Source organism: Alishewanella sp. HL-SH05, from assembly GCF_052655985.1.
Genome location: NZ_CP199753.1, coordinates 717868 through 732862, shown reverse-complemented (window position 1 = coordinate 732862; position 14995 = coordinate 717868). Strand labels below are relative to the sequence as shown.

Genomic DNA, 14995 nt, shown 5'->3' with positions numbered 1-14995 from the left:
TAAAAGCCATAGGCAAGTGGTGGGCAGTTTGGTGGGCAAGCAGGCATTTTTGAACAGTTTCTTTTCGATAACTCATTGAGTTTATTAAGGTCTAGACCACTACTCAATGAGCAGATCCAGAGCATCGGACAATGTAAAACTAGCTTGTAGCGATAAGCCAACTCAAAAATCAGGGGCATCGTTTTCACTGCTTGGGTATTTAGCTTGTAAATACGCTAAGCGGGCTGCTGAAGTGGCAAATGCGGTGCATTTGATAAATTCCATGTCATCGCTTTCTTCTTCCAGTAAAAAAGCCATCGTGCTTTCGTCAACTACCACTAAGAATTGCGTATCGGTGTCAAAGGTGTACACCGTGCCGCCTTCAAAGCGCTTAAATACCGTCATTTTGGCAAAGTCATCTTCCGTGAAAACCACCGTAGCACTCCCTTGCTCGCTCATGCTCATTCCTTAATTTTATTGCTTAACCGCTATTAACATTATTACAGGCGCCTTAACATCAACAACATTTAATCAATACTAAAAAATCTCATTCTCGACACCACAACGACTTTTAATAGTCGGTTTTTTGGTCGCGGTTAGTAATTTTAGCAAAGAAAGGCTAGTATATTTGCTTAAGAAAGTAGGGAGTTATTTTGAAACGGACCGTATTTTTATCAAACAAATGGCGAGTATTACTTGTCTTATGCGCGATTGTTGCGGCGCTGTACTTCGCAAATCGGGCATCACCTTTAGCTCGCGGCAAAGCAGCCGACAGCCTAACGCAGCCGTTAATCAGCCAAGATCCAGAGCTTGCTGCACATTACCAACAACAGATAAAACCGCTGCTGGAATCTCGCTGCGTGGTTTGTCATGCCTGTTACGACTCCCCTTGCCAATTGAACATGAGCGCACCGCAAGGTTTTGCGCGCGGCGCGCACAAAGAAAAAGTGTACGATGGCACACGTTTATTAGCTGCAACACCCAACCGGCTGCATCTTGATGCTGCCACCACGCAAGAATGGCGTGAACGTGGTTTTTTTTCAGTGCTGGAAAACCAACAAGCCGATGCGCCGATCACCAGCGGTTTAATAACGAAAATGCTGCAATTAAAACAAGCACACCCGCTACCCGACGCTAATGCGATGACAGAACAATTTGATTTAAGCCTGAATCGTCAACAGCAATGCCCAACAGATAGCGAATTTGCTAGTTATGCCAAGGCGCAGCCTTATGCCGGAATGCCATATGCTTTACCCGGTTTAAACGCACAAGAACATAGCCTTTTAACCAACTGGCTTAGCGCCGGCGCTTATTTTACTGCGGATGCGCCATTACCGGCCGCACACCAAGCCGCTGTGCAGCAGCTTGAGCAATGGCTCAATACTGATGATTTAAAAACTCGGTTAAGTGCTCGCTATATTTACGAGCATTTATTTACGTCTCATTTGTATTTCAGCGCACTGCATGATGGCAACGAACGGCCGCAATTCTTTCGACTTTTACGCTCAAAAACACCGCCAGGCCAAGCTATTGAGGTGATTGCGGGGCGCAGACCTTATGATGATCCAGCAGTTGAGCGCGTTTATTATCGGCTACAAGCCGTGCGCGACACCATTGTTAATAAAACACATCAACCTTATGACATCAATGATAGCTTGCTGCAAAAATGGCAACGCTGGTTTAAAGATGCCGACTATCAAGTGAGTGCGTTACCCGGCTATGCCCCCGAGATCGCCGCCAACCCACTGACCGCCTTTAAAGAACTGCCAGTGAACGCCCGCTATCGCTTTATGTTAGAGCGTGCAGAAAATACCATTATGGGCTACATCAAAGGCCCGGTTTGCCGAGGGCAGGTTGCGCTTAATGTCATTAACGATCGGTTTTGGGTATATTTTATTAAACCCGAACTCGCTGAAAGTGCCGCCGTAAATGCTTTTTATCTCTCGCAACAAGACAATTTGCGCTTACCGGCTGAAGAAGAAAGTACCACCTTTGCCGTAAGCTGGGTCGGCTTTGCTGCTCGACAAGGCGATTATCTGCAAGCACGTAGCGCTTTTTTAAATGAGCATTTACAGCAAAGCGCCTACCTAACCCCTGACGTGTTGTGGGATGGCGATGGCCAAAATCAAAATGCTAGCCTCACCGTTTTTCGGCATTTTGACAATGCCACTGTGATAAAAGGGTTACTGGGCGAACCTCCTAAAACCGCTTGGGTTATTGATTATGCGCTGCTTGAACGCATCCACTACTTGCTGGTTGCCGGGTTCGACGTTTATGGTAATTACGGTCATCAATTGATGACACGGCTGTATATGGATTTTCTGCGCATGGAGGGTGAATCGAATTTCTTAGCCTTTTTACCCGAGGCCAGCCGCCGCCAAGAATTTGCAGATTGGTATCAGCAAGCAGGTCCAGAACTGACCGAGTTTATTAAAGGTGACATTAACCCGTTTTCACAACCCAGCGGCATCACGTTTCAAACGCCATATCACAAAGCCGAACTATATCAATTATTTACAGAGCAATTACACGCTGTGCAACCGCAGCGTTATCAATTAAGCGATAGCCAATTAAACAACAACAGCTTAAACCTGCTCTCTCAATTAGGGCAGCTACAAGGCACCAGTGCGACACTATTGCCTGAGCTTACCATTATTATGCTGGAACCTGCCGATGGCCGTGCCGCAGAATTATTTACGTTGATCCGTAATAGCGCCCACTTTAATGTCAGCAGCCTATTAAAAGAAGAAGAAAACCGTCATCCGGCTGCAGATACCACCACCTTAGTCAGCGGTATTTTAGGCAGTTACCCCGATGCATTTTGGAAAATATCCGAAGCACAGTTGCCTAAAGTTGTCGCACAAGTGCAGCAAATGCATACTGAGCAACAGTATCGGCAATTGCTGAACGACATTGGCATTGGTCGGCACCATCCGGACTTTTGGCAATTTAGTGACAAACTTAACCAGCAGTTTCAACAGCGCTATCCCATCGACGGCAGCTGGCTAGATTACAATCGGTTAGAACATCGGCCATTGCAACAAGCCAAGCCCAACTAGCGCTAAGCGAAATCGCCAATTTGCTTTTGGTCAGACCAGTGGTAAGCTAGGCTAAAGCAAACAATTTTGAGTTTTAGATATGGCAACCTCACTACGCAAAGCCAATTGGTTTTTAAAGTTATTCGCTTGGCGCTACATTCCGCTAATTGGTTTTTGTTCACCGAAAATTGTCCGTATGGATGAAAAAACGGTAGAAATTACCATGCCGCATGCTTGGCGCACTAAAAATCATTTAGGCAGTGTTTATTTTGGTGCTTTGGCCATCGGCGCCGATTTAGCCGGGGCTTTTTCTGTGTTTAGTAAAGCCAAAGATCGCGGTGTTAATGCCAACTTTGCCTTTAAAGATGTACAAGGCCAATTTTTAAAACGCCCCGAAGCGCAGGTGCATTTTACCAGCCATGATGGCGATGTGATTGATCAGATGATTGATGAGTCTTTAGCCAGCGGCGAGCGCATCAATAAGCCCGTTTCAGTGGTGGTGACCTGCCCCAGCTTACATGGCACTGAGCCAATGGCCACCTTCACGTTAACCTTGTCAATCAAGGCCAAAGCTAAAAGAAGCGCAAAAGCCTAAGCCGCGACAATTGCACGCAGCGGCGACAGGCAGTAAACTTGCTTGCCTATCCTCGTTGCGCCTAAAGGTAACCACTTTGACTGAACACAACATGCAGCAACTTAGCGGCAATCTGTTTATCATTTCTGCCCCCAGTGGCACCGGTAAATCCAGTTTGATCCAAGCTTTATTGCAGCGCCATGCTGATATGCAATTAAGCGTCTCGCATACCACCCGAGCCCCACGGGCCGGTGAGCAAAATGGCGTGCATTATCATTTTACGACGGTCGACGATTTTAAAGCGCGCATTGAAAATAATGAGTTTTTAGAATGGGCCGAAGTCTTTGGTAATTATTACGGTACGTCTCGCGCAGCAATAGAGCGGCAATTAGCCCAAGGTATTGATGTGTTTTTAGACATCGACTGGCAGGGCGCAAGGCAAATTCGCGAACAAGCAGCGGCCACCATTGGTATTTTTATATTACCGCCAAGCTTAACTGAACTGCAGCAACGCCTAACAAATCGCGCAACTGACAGTGCCGAAGTGATTGCTGGGCGTATGGCAAAAGCCCAAAACGAAATGTCGCATGCCGACGAATATGACTATTTAATTATCAACGATGACTTTGCTGCTACGCTGCATCAACTTGAGCAAATTGTACTTTGTCAGCGTCACCGCTTCGCCTCTGCACAACAACGGCAACAGCCATTGCTCGATCAATTGTTGGCGAAACCGATAAAATAGCGTATATTATGCGGTCTTGTAACATCCCTGATTAACCCTGAATATTTCCGGAGTGCTGAATGGCTCGCGTAACCGTTGAAGATGCTGTAGATAAAATTGGTAACCGTTTTGATTTAATTCTGGTTGCAGCACGCCGTGCTCGTCAGCTGGCCGTTGAAGGCAAAGAGCCATTCGTTGAACTTGAAAACGACAAACCCACGGTAGTGGCGTTGCGTGAAATCGAACAAGGTTTTATCACGAGCAGCATCTTGGATGCGCAAGAGCGTCGTGATCAATTACAACAAGAAGCCTCTGAAATGGCAGCAGTCGCGGCCATTATTGGTTCAGATCAGTAAAAATTCCCGTCTAATCGATGTCAGCGGCACTTTAGCCGTTGGCATTCGTTAAATTTAATCGTATATTCTAAACTTTCATCAGCTTGTAACGCTGTCGTTATGCTGTTTTAGTTTGGAGCGCTTGTGTATCTATTTGAAGGTCTGAAAAATCAGATAAGTGCCTATCTGCCACAAGAGCAGGTAAATCTGGTACAACAGGCCTATGTGGTTGCCAGAGACGCGCACGCACCGCAATTTCGTTCAAGCGGTGAGCCTTACATCACCCACCCTGTTGCCGTAACTAGCATCTTAGCGGACATGCGACTCGACCATGAAACGCTCATGGCCGCCTTGTTGCACGACGTGATCGAAGACACCCCAGTTAGCAAAGAAGATTTAAGCCGCTTGTTTGGTGCTACCGTTGCCGAACTGGTGCAAGGTGTCAGTAAGCTCGACAAAGTTAAATTTAAAGACTTTAAAGAGTTCGAAACCACGAACCTGCAAAAAATGTTTATGGCAATGACCCAAGACATTCGGGTTATTTTGATTAAACTGGCCGACCGTACCCATAATATGCGAACGCTCGGGGCACTGCGGCCCGAAAAACGCCGCCGGATCGCCAAAGAAACCCTCGAGTTGTATGCGCCTATCGCCAACCGCTTGGGTATTCACAATATCAAAAATGAATTAGAAGATTGGGGCTTCCAAGCGCTTTATCCCATGCGTTATCGGGCGCTCAGTACAGCGGTAAAACAGGCCCGTGGCAATCGGCGTGAACTGTTAGAAAAAGTGCAGCACGATATCCGGCACCGTATCGAGCAAGCCGGCATCAGCGCCGATGTCAGCGGCCGCGAAAAGCATTTGTACAGCATCTATCGCAAGATGAAAAACAAAGAGCTGATGTTCAACGATGTGATGGATATTTACGCCTTTCGCGTGGTGGTAGATAACATCGATAGTTGCTATCGCACGCTGGGCATTATGCATAACTTGTTTAAGCCTATTGAAAGCCGTTTTAAAGACTATATCGCCATTCCAAAACAAAACGGTTATCAATCGTTGCATACTTCGTTAATAGGCCCGCATGGTATTCCTGTTGAAATTCAAATGCGTACTCGCGAAATGGACGAAATGGCCGACAAAGGCATCGCCGCACATTGGATGTATAAAACCAACGGGGAGTTGCCACGCGAATCGACCGCGCAGATCCGAGCGCAGCGTTGGATGCAAAGCTTACTTGAGCTGCAACAATCTGCCGGCAACAGCTACGAATTTGTCGAAAACGTTAAATCCGAGCTCTATCCTGACGAACTTTACGTGTTTACCCCTAAAGGTCTCATTGTAGAATTGCCAATTGGCGCTACTGCGGTCGATTTTGCCTATGCTGTGCATACGGATATCGGTAATCGCTGCGTAGGGGCTAAAGTTGATCGGCGGCCTTACTCCCTCAGTAAACCGCTTGAAACCGGCCAAACCGTCGAAATTATGACCAGCTCAGGCGGTAAACCTAACGCCAATTGGTTGAATTACGTGGTGACTAGCCGCGCCATCTTGGGCATTCGTAACTACCTGAAAAAACAGCAACAAAATGAAGCTATTACGCTAGGTAAACGCTTGTTAACCTCCGCCTTGGGCAGCGTTAAATTAGATGACATTGCCGCAGAACGTATCGAGCAAGTTTTAGCCAATGTGAATCAACAATCCTTAGATGCGCTTTATACTGAAATCGGTCTGGGCAATCAATTACCTATCGCTATTGCAAGGCGCTTATTAGGTGAATTTGAAAGCCAAGAGCCACAAAGCAAAACCCCGCAGTTACCGAAGGGCAATGCCTTTATTGTTGGCTCTGAAGGCATGCTGATTACCTTTGCCAAGTGCTGTCGACCGATACCGGGTGATCCTATAGTGGCGAATGCCACACCGGGTAAAGGTTTAAACGTGCATCGTGCAGATTGTCGAAATATCAAAGGCTGGGAGCGCGAACCGGCGAAGTTCTTCCCAGTACGTTGGGATAACACTTCAGAGAAGCAATTCTTATGTGATATCCGCGTCTTTATTATTAATCGCCAAGGAGTGCTAGCAAAGCTAACTTCACTCATTGCTGCGCAAGACTCCAATATTCAAGATCTGTCGACCGACGATCGGGATACCGGCGAATATGTCATTAAAATAACCCTGTCGGTGCGCGATAGGGTCCATCTTGCTAACGTTATGCGCAAAATTCGTGTGCTGCCTGACGTACAAAAAGTTTATAAAAGGAAATAGTTTTCATGTCTAAAGTGATTATTCGCACTGATGCGGCGCCAGCCGCTATTGGTACTTACAGCCAAGCGGTAAAAATTGGTACCACAGTGTATTTATCCGGCCAGATCCCACTCGTGCCGGCCACCATGCAATTTGTTTCAGACGATTTTGCCGAGCAAACACACCAAGTGTTTAAAAACTTAGCCGCGGTATGTGAAGCCGCCGGCGGTAGTTTGAATGACATGGTTAAAGTGAATATTTTCTTAATTGATCTTAGCCAGTTTGCTGTGGTTAACCAAATTATGAGCCAATATTTTGCCGAACCCTACCCTGCTCGTGCAGCGGTACAAGTCAGTGCTTTACCACGCGGCGCTCAAATTGAAATTGACGGCGTGATGGAAGTACCGTCTACCCACTAGGCCTGTATCTTGAGCCCAACGCGTTTAGATAATATTGCCATCGCCGTGATCAAAGGCGTTGGCAGCAAAGTAGCGGAACGGCTCGCCAAGCTGGCTATTTTTAGTGTGCAGGACCTGCTGTTTCACCTGCCGCTGCGCTATGAAGATCGCACTCGCCTGTATCCGATTGCCGATTTGCAACCGCTGATCCATGCCACTGTGCAAGGTGAAGTGTTAAGTAGCGAAGTGCAATTTGGGAAAAGACGTAGCTGGTTGATCACGCTACAAGATGGTAGCGGCCGCATCACGCTGCGTTTTTTTCATTTTTCTGCCGCACAAAAAAATGCAGTAGAAAAAGGCAGCCAACTTCGCTGTTTTGGCGAGGTAAAGCGCGGTCATCGCGGTTTAGAAATGCTACACCCGGAATATAAGGTCATAAACCCGCAGCATACCGAGCAGCAGGTGGCTGAAACCCTAACCCCGGTTTACCCAACAACCGAAGGGCTAAAACAAGCCACGTGGCGCAATCTTACCGATGCCGCCCTCGAATATTTAGATCGCTACGCGCCAGCAGAATACTTACCGGCGCATTTATTGAAACAGCCTTGGTCACTGGCGGATGCGCTGCGTTATATACATCGCCCGCCGCCAGATGCCGCCCTCACATTGCTTGAAGAGGGTAAACACCCGGCGCAGCAACGGCTTATTTTAGAAGAGCTGATTGCCCAGCAACTCAGCATGTATAAACTGCGCAGCCAAGCACAACAGCAACAAGCCGTGGTATTAACGACGCCAGAGCCTTTACTGGCAGAATTTTTAGCCGCCTTGCCTTTTAGCCCAACCGGCGCACAGCAGCGGGTGGTGGCACAAATTCAACAAGACCTTGCCAAACCGCTGCCCATGCTGCGTTTAGTGCAAGGTGATGTTGGCTCAGGCAAAACACTGGTGGCCGCCCTAGCGGCACTTACCGCTATCGGTAATGGCTATCAGGTGGCATTAATGGCGCCGACTGAATTGCTCGCGGAGCAACACGCCGTTAATTTTCAACGCTGGTTTGCACCACTGGGCATCGAATTAGCCTGGCTGGCCGGTAAAACCAAAGGTAAAGCTCGGCAAAGTGCCTTAGATGCCATTGGCAGTGGCCAAGCCCAGATGGTGATTGGTACCCATGCGCTGTTTCAGCAGCATGTCGAATTTAGCCGCCTCGCGTTAATCATTATTGATGAACAACACCGTTTTGGAGTGCACCAACGCCTAGCGCTTCGTGAAAAAGGCGGCATTGTTGCTCACTACCCGCATCAATTAGTAATGACGGCAACGCCGATCCCCAGAACCTTGGCTATGACCGCTTATGCCGATCTCGACACCTCTATTATTGATGAGTTGCCACCGGGCCGTACGCCCGTCACCACGGTGGCCATCCCAGATAGTCGCCGCGACGAAGTGATGGCACGCGTCCGTCAGGTGGTTACCGAGCAAAAACGCCAAGCCTATTGGGTGTGTACACTCATTGAAGAGTCTGAAGTGCTGCAATGCCAAGCCGCAGAAGACACCGCCAGTTTATTGCAAACCGCATTACCTGAATTAAAAATTGGTTTGGTACATGGCCGCTTAAAAAGCGCAGAAAAACAACAACTGATGCAGCAATTTAGCCGTGGCGAGTTAGACTTATTAGTGGCAACCACCGTTATCGAGGTTGGCGTTGATGTGCCCAATGCCAGCTTAATGATTATTGAAAACCCTGAACGGCTGGGTTTAGCGCAATTACACCAGTTACGTGGCCGTGTCGGTCGTGGTAGCGCAGTATCACATTGCGTATTGCTGTATCATGCGCCGTTGTCTCGCACCGCACAATCGCGCTTAGCCGTATTACGCGAAAGTAATGACGGCTTTGTTATTGCGCAGCGCGATTTAGAAATTCGTGGCCCAGGTGAATTACTCGGTACCCGACAAACCGGTTTAATGCAGTTTAAAATTGCCGATTTAACCCGAGATAGCGCCTTACTGCCGCAAGCCGGTGCCATTGCCGCACGGCTATGGCAAGATTCACGTGAAGATAGCTTACAATTAATCAAACGCTGGCTGGCCAATAGTGAAATCTATGGCAATGCTTAACGCGCTGCAAACTCAATAAAACCCCATAACACTAAGCCGGAGTTGGTATGTCACAACCTAACCCTTTGCAACTGAGTCCTTTGCAAATTCGTCAGCAATGCCGCAGTGGCGCTTTTAGCCGCAACACCTCTGGGTTGGCGCCTGGTTTTGTGCAAGCCAATATGGCGATTATTCCCGCCGCTTATGCGGCTGATTTTTTGCAGTTTTGTCATTTCAATCCGAAACCCTGCCCCTTACTGGGCATGGCGGCAACGCCCGGCGCCATTGACATGCCGCAGTTAGCCGCCAATTTAGATATTCGCAGCGACTTACCACGTTATCGGCTTTTTCGACACGGCGAATTTACCGAAGAAGTTACCGACTTAGGTGCAGTATGGCGCGATGACTTAGTCACGTTTTTAATCGGTTGCTCGTTTTCATTTGAAGAGGCGCTACTGGCCGATGGCTTGGAAATTCGTAATATTACCGAGCAGAAAAATGTCCCCATGTACAAAACCAATCTTCCTTGCCAAAGTGCTGGGGTGTTTAGCAGTAATATGGTGGTCAGTATGCGACCAATGCAGCCTGCCGCAGCGATCCGAGCCATTCAAATTTGCTCGCGCTTTCCACAAGTACATGGTGCCCCGGTGCATTTTGGTGATCCAGCCCGGATCGGAATTCAGAATATCAATCAGCCCGATTACGGTGATGCGGTTAGCATTAAAGAAGGCGAAGTGCCGGTATTCTGGGCGTGTGGCGTAACGCCACAATTGGCCATAGCGCAAGCGAAACTAGATTTTTGTATCAGCCATGCCCCAGGCCATATGCTGATCACAGACTTACCCAACAGCAAATTAGCCGTACTTTAAACGGCTGAGTGGCTTAGCTTAGCGCCGAAAAGTGTTCACGATAATGACACCCCGCCCTGAGTTTTTGGCTTGATACAGTGCCTTATCGGCCAGTAGCAGTAAATCGTCACTGGCGCCTTGTTCGCTAACCGCCACACCAATACTGATGGTATGAGACTGGCCATGTAAAGTGGCCAAATAGTGCTGTTGAATGCGCTCGCTAATTTGCAGCGCATCTAGCCTTTTACAGGTCGGCAAAACCAACATGAATTCATCTCCACCCAAACGGGCTGCAAAATCATAATCGCGGATATTTAAGGTCAAGATATTCGCCAGTGCTTTTAATGCGTCATCACCGGCCTGATGGCCAAAGTTATCATTCAGTTGTTTAAAGTTATCAAAATCCAGTGCCATCACGCTGATATCAGAATCCGTTGATTCCTGCTCAATACAACTTTGCCATAAATCTGCAAAACCACGTCGATTTAATAAACCGGTCAGCGGATCTTGCTCGGATAACATGCGCAGCGATTCTTTGTCTTGAAAGGCTTGTTTTAAATGGCGACGCGAAGTTTGTAAGCGCCGCTGTAATTTAATTAAACGCTGCCATTGCGACACTTGCCACGACACCGCTTCGGCAATTAATTGGATCTGCTCGTATTGTTCGTTATCAAGCTCGGTTTCGTTCACGCTGGTACCACACAAGCTGCCAATTAACCGATTGTTATATTGCACCGGTAAGGCAAAAAACGTATTCATGCCCGATTTAGCCCCAATACTGTCAGGGTACCTTTTTGCCACCCGACTTTGGATCCAGCCTTCATCATTAAAAATCAATCGGCACATCGAATCATGCCAATTGAATTCATCACCGGCAACGATATTAATTTCGCCATCACCCGACACCGCCACCACTTGCTGACGGCCTGCCACCGGATCGATATAGGAAACAAATGCGGTTTCTAAACGCGAAATTCTATTCACCAGTTGGATTAAAGGTAACAAAGCCTTTTGCAAGGTTCTGAGCCGACTTTCTAATTCACTACTATCCATAAAAGATCCGTCGTTTCTGAAAATGGACACTGCTACACTTTAGTAAAGCACAGGCTCAGCCAAAGCTGCAGCGAAATAACGAATATTCTCGCTAGGTTGATGCTTTTTAATTAAAAGCGGTTATTTAGCCGCAAAACTGCAGCAAAGTACCACCGCAGAATAGTTTATTCTTAACAAATAAAAGCCTGAATATTTTATTATTTGCGCGGTTAGGCAACTGGACATTACATAGCGTCTCACGCACACTATGACAGTTTAGAAAGACGTTAGCGGAGCCGTTATGACAGTACAACAGATCTCGTCAACTGCAGCAGACATGCCTCGAGCCTCCCTGTTACTTAACTGCGATCTCGGCGAAAGTTTTGGTAGCTGGCAAATGGGGCGTGATCACGACGCCATGCCACATATCGATCTTGCCAATATCGCCTGTGGTTTTCATGCCGGCGATGCTAATGTTATGGCGCAAACCCTCAGCCTAGCCAAACAACACAAGGTAACCATTGGGGCCCACCCCAGCTATCCCGACTTACAAGGTTTTGGCCGGCGCAGTATGCACTGTTCAGCGGCAGAAATTCGCCATTTGTTACATTATCAAATAGCCGCACTCGATGGCATGGCGCAATGCCAAGGTATGAGCGTTAGCTACGTGAAACCCCATGGCGCTTTATATAACGATATGATGAGCCAGCCTGCGGTATGGCAAGCGGTATTAGCAGCCATTGCCAGCTATCATAAGCCCCTAAAATTAATGATTTTAGCCACTGCCGACGCCGCTTTACTCAAACAGCAAGCCGCCACAGCCGGTGTGTCTTTATTATTCGAAGCCTTTGCTGATCGCCGTTATACCGACCAAGGCAAGCTAACGCCTCGCGCTCAAGCCGGTGCGGTGTTACATGGCGCAGAAGTGCTTGAGCAAGTCGACCAATTACTCAAAAACGGCACCGTGACCACCGACACCGGCCGTACCCTTACCTTGCAAGCAGATACACTGTGCGTACACGGTGATAACCTTGAAGCCATCGCACAATTGCAACAGATCCGAATGCGAGTAAATGCATGTCAGAGATAAATCTTAACCGCTCAGATTTGCTGGTGGGCGGCTTATCCGCAGCGGATTATCATTTACAGATCGCCGGTGAAAATGCGTATATGTTGTATTTGAATACACAGCAAATTAGCCCTGGCGCAGCGCTGCATATTCAAACCGCTATGCAGTTATTACAGCCGTTAGTCGGCACGGTGTTAATGGCGTTATTACCCTCTTATGCCTCATTGCTAGTTACCTTTAATCCGCTGCAGCAAAGCCACTTAACGCTGCGGCCTTTATTGGTTAAGGCTTTAGCCAAACCGGCAGCAAAATTAGCGACCAGTACAGCAAAATGCGTAGAGTTGCCCGTGTGGTATAGCGAACAAGACGATTTAGATCTCGTGCGGGTGGCCAAAGCCACAGGCTTATCGGTTGCAGAGGTGATTGCACTGCATAGCCAGTGTAGTTATCAGGTCTATGCCATTGGCTTTGCACCAGGTTTTGCTTATTTAGGTGAACTCCCGGCCGCACTGGCGCTACCACGCTTAAGCACACCGCGCGCCAAAGTACCGGCCGGTGCAGTCGCCATTGCCGATCGTCAAACCGCGGTGTACCCCGCAGCTACGCCTGGAGGCTGGCATCTACTAGGGCTTTGCCCGGTGCCAATGTTTAACGCCAAACAACAACCGGCCATGCCGGTGGCCGTGGGCGATCAGGTCAATTTTGTGCCGATCACCGCGCGCGAATATCGCTTATTAGGCGGTCTAGTATGACGAGCATGACGGTACTGCGCATTATTAGCCCTGGGGTGTTAAGTTTACTGCAAGACCAAGGCCGCTTCGGCATGGGCACGCTGGGGTTAACCCAAGGCGGCCCACTCGATTTACACAGCTTTCGCTGGGCTAATGCGTTAGTGGCCAACCCTATTAACAGCACACTGATTGAACACAGTGTGGGCGGCTTAACATTACAAGCCGTTGCAAACTGCGTGATCGCGGTCACGGGTGCAGAATTAGCCTTAACCTTAAATGGCAAGGCTGTGCAGTGCTGGCAGGCATTAGCGCTTAAAGCCGGTGACGAAATTGAACTGGGCATGTGTAGTCGTGGCTTACGGGCATACCTTGCGGTTGCTGGCGGTATTGCCGCCCCCGCTCAGTTTGGCAGTAGCGCCACCGTTATGCGCGAGGGTATTGGCGGCTTGCAGCAAAACGGTCAAAAGCTTACCGCAGGGGCTGAGCTTGCTTTAGCAACCGCAGCAAGCAGCCATATCAACACCAACAAAGCGCCAGTTGCCGCCGCAATACGCCAACGCACTTTACCCGGCGACACTCCCCTGCAACTGCGCTTAATTGAAGGCTATCAAGCAGCGTTGTTTAGCACCACCGCGCGGGCGCAGTTTTATTTGCATCGCTATCAGGTCAGCCCACAATTTGATCGCATGGGCTACAAGTTAAACGGCCCTGCCATTCGTTGCAGTACCAGCCAGTTGTTATCCGAGGGGATCAGCTATGGCGCTGTGCAAATTCCACCCGATGGCCAACCGATAGTGCTGTTAAATGATCGGCAAACCTTAGGCGGCTATCCAAAAATGGGCAATGTACTGTCTCTTGATTGTTGGGCTCTGGCGCAGGCCAGTAGCGGCACACAGCTTAATTTCAGCCCAATCACCGCCGCCGATGCGCATAATGCCGTTCATTTAGCTGCCGCTAGGTTAAAACGCGAATATCAACACTATGGCATTAGCCCGACTGTTTTGGACACCCTATGACACACGCTGCGCCAAATACCGCCTCAAGCCAACCTATGGTGAACTTAAAGCAGTTAAGCCAACAGCTCGAAAACTGCTTGGTGGAGCGCAATTTGCGCGGTATGCAACTGTTACAACCGCATTTACGCCCCGGCTATGTGCTGCGCGCCGCGCGCTTGTTTAATTTACCCGCCGGCAGTACGGTATTAATTGGCACCGGCTTTCCGGTATTAGAGACCTTTGAAACCGATGGCCCGGTGGGCGCTATCGCCCTGTATCAATGTGCCGTAGCGCTGCAATTAAAGCCAATTATTGTCTGTGGTGATCCGCTGTTTAGTGTGTTAAGCCAACGTTATCAGTGCTATCAGCTAAAAGTTAACCAATATCAGCAGCTCGCACAGCTGGCCCGCACGGCCTTAGCCGAGTTAAAGCCGGCGTTAGTGCTGGCGATTGAACGGCCAGGTTTTAGTGCTAATGGCCGTTATATGAATATGCGTGGCGAAGATATTTCGGCGCGCTGCGCCAGCTTTGATTATTTTTTAGAGCAAGCCAGCTGCCCTACGCTAGCGATTGGCGATGGCGGTAATGAAATCGGCATGGGTAATTTAGCCGCCGTTTTAGGCCAATTAAATATCACGCCCAGTGTTACCGAATGTGACGAACTGGTGATCGCCGATGTTTCTAACTGGGCCGCCTGGGGCATTATTGCCATGCTGTCGATATTACGCGGCGAAAATTTACTGCAACAAGCTAACTTGGTCGAGCTATTACAGTATCTCGTTGATAATGGCTGTATTGACGGCGTGACTCGCGCCAATACTTTAACCGAAGATGGCTTACCCTACACTGAAGGCCTGGCATTAATTGCCCGCCTAAATCAGTGGGTCGATGCGGTACTGACACAGCCCGAACCACAGCCCCTTTAACCCTTTAA

Annotated in this window: 14 protein-coding genes; 12 read left to right on the top strand and 2 right to left on the bottom strand. The window is 48.6% G+C overall.

Annotated features, from left to right (window positions below):
• Positions 1-162: 162 nt before the first annotated feature.
• Complete coding sequence (locus ACUJFL_RS03210) at positions 163-438, bottom strand: hypothetical protein (RefSeq protein ID WP_445428483.1); 276 nt, start codon at positions 436-438, stop codon at positions 163-165.
• A gap of 194 nt (positions 439-632) precedes the next feature.
• Here ACUJFL_RS03210 and ACUJFL_RS03205 point away from each other — a divergent pair, with 194 nt between their 5' ends.
• The 8 genes from ACUJFL_RS03205 (at position 633) to ACUJFL_RS03170 (ending at position 10255) form a co-directional block, all read left to right on the top strand.
• Positions 633-3038, top strand: a complete 2406-nt coding sequence (locus ACUJFL_RS03205) for a fatty acid cis/trans isomerase (protein WP_445428482.1) — start codon at positions 633-635, stop codon at positions 3036-3038.
• A gap of 79 nt (positions 3039-3117) precedes the next feature.
• Complete coding sequence (locus ACUJFL_RS03200) at positions 3118-3612, top strand: PaaI family thioesterase (protein ID WP_226749315.1); 495 nt, start codon at positions 3118-3120, stop codon at positions 3610-3612.
• Positions 3613-3703: 91 nt separating this feature from the next.
• Entirely contained in the window at positions 3704-4336 is a 633-nt protein-coding gene (gene gmk / locus ACUJFL_RS03195) for a guanylate kinase (RefSeq protein WP_445429060.1), read from the top strand.
• Positions 4337-4395: 59 nt separating this feature from the next.
• A complete protein-coding gene (gene rpoZ, locus ACUJFL_RS03190; RefSeq protein ID WP_226749314.1) occupies positions 4396-4671 on the top strand; it encodes a DNA-directed RNA polymerase subunit omega in 276 nt (91 codons plus the stop codon).
• 123 nt (positions 4672-4794) lie between these two features.
• Positions 4795-6915 carry a bifunctional GTP diphosphokinase/guanosine-3',5'-bis pyrophosphate 3'-pyrophosphohydrolase gene (gene spoT, locus ACUJFL_RS03185; protein WP_226749313.1) on the top strand — a complete coding sequence of 707 codons (2121 nt, stop codon included), beginning with the start codon at positions 4795-4797 and terminating at the stop codon, positions 6913-6915.
• Positions 6916-6920: 5 nt separating this feature from the next.
• Positions 6921-7313: a RidA family protein gene (locus ACUJFL_RS03180; protein ID WP_226749312.1), complete on the top strand. Its 393-nt coding sequence runs from the start codon at positions 6921-6923 to the stop codon at positions 7311-7313.
• Between the two features lie 9 nt (positions 7314-7322).
• Complete coding sequence (gene recG / locus ACUJFL_RS03175) at positions 7323-9407, top strand: ATP-dependent DNA helicase RecG (protein ID WP_445428481.1); 2085 nt, start codon at positions 7323-7325, stop codon at positions 9405-9407.
• 47 nt (positions 9408-9454) lie between these two features.
• Complete coding sequence (locus tag ACUJFL_RS03170) at positions 9455-10255, top strand: putative hydro-lyase (protein ID WP_445428480.1); 801 nt, start codon at positions 9455-9457, stop codon at positions 10253-10255.
• 18 nt (positions 10256-10273) lie between these two features.
• Here the strand turns inward: ACUJFL_RS03170 and ACUJFL_RS03165 are convergent, their stop codons facing one another.
• Positions 10274-11287, bottom strand: a complete 1014-nt coding sequence (locus ACUJFL_RS03165) for a diguanylate cyclase domain-containing protein (RefSeq protein ID WP_445428479.1) — start codon at positions 11285-11287, stop codon at positions 10274-10276.
• A gap of 331 nt (positions 11288-11618) precedes the next feature.
• On the opposite strand from ACUJFL_RS03165, the gene ACUJFL_RS03160 reads away from it, so the two are divergent.
• From ACUJFL_RS03160 to ACUJFL_RS03145, 4 genes are read left to right on the top strand one after another with little or no spacing between them, the layout of a single operon-like run.
• Entirely contained in the window at positions 11619-12356 is a 738-nt protein-coding gene (locus ACUJFL_RS03160; RefSeq protein ID WP_445429059.1) for a 5-oxoprolinase subunit PxpA, read from the top strand.
• On the top strand, positions 12344-13087 hold the full coding sequence (locus tag ACUJFL_RS03155) for a 5-oxoprolinase subunit B family protein (RefSeq protein ID WP_445428478.1): 744 nt from the start codon (positions 12344-12346) through the stop codon (positions 13085-13087). The genes ACUJFL_RS03160 and ACUJFL_RS03155 overlap by 13 nt, the downstream gene beginning before the upstream one ends.
• On the top strand, positions 13084-14082 hold the full coding sequence (locus tag ACUJFL_RS03150; RefSeq protein ID WP_445428477.1) for a 5-oxoprolinase subunit C family protein: 999 nt from the start codon (positions 13084-13086) through the stop codon (positions 14080-14082). The genes ACUJFL_RS03155 and ACUJFL_RS03150 overlap by 4 nt, the downstream gene beginning before the upstream one ends.
• Positions 14079-14987 (top strand): glutamate cyclase domain-containing protein, encoded by a 909-nt coding sequence (locus ACUJFL_RS03145; RefSeq protein WP_445428476.1) that lies wholly within the window; start codon positions 14079-14081, stop codon positions 14985-14987. Before ACUJFL_RS03150 ends, ACUJFL_RS03145 begins: the two co-directional genes overlap by 4 nt.
• Positions 14988-14995 lie beyond the last annotated feature (8 nt).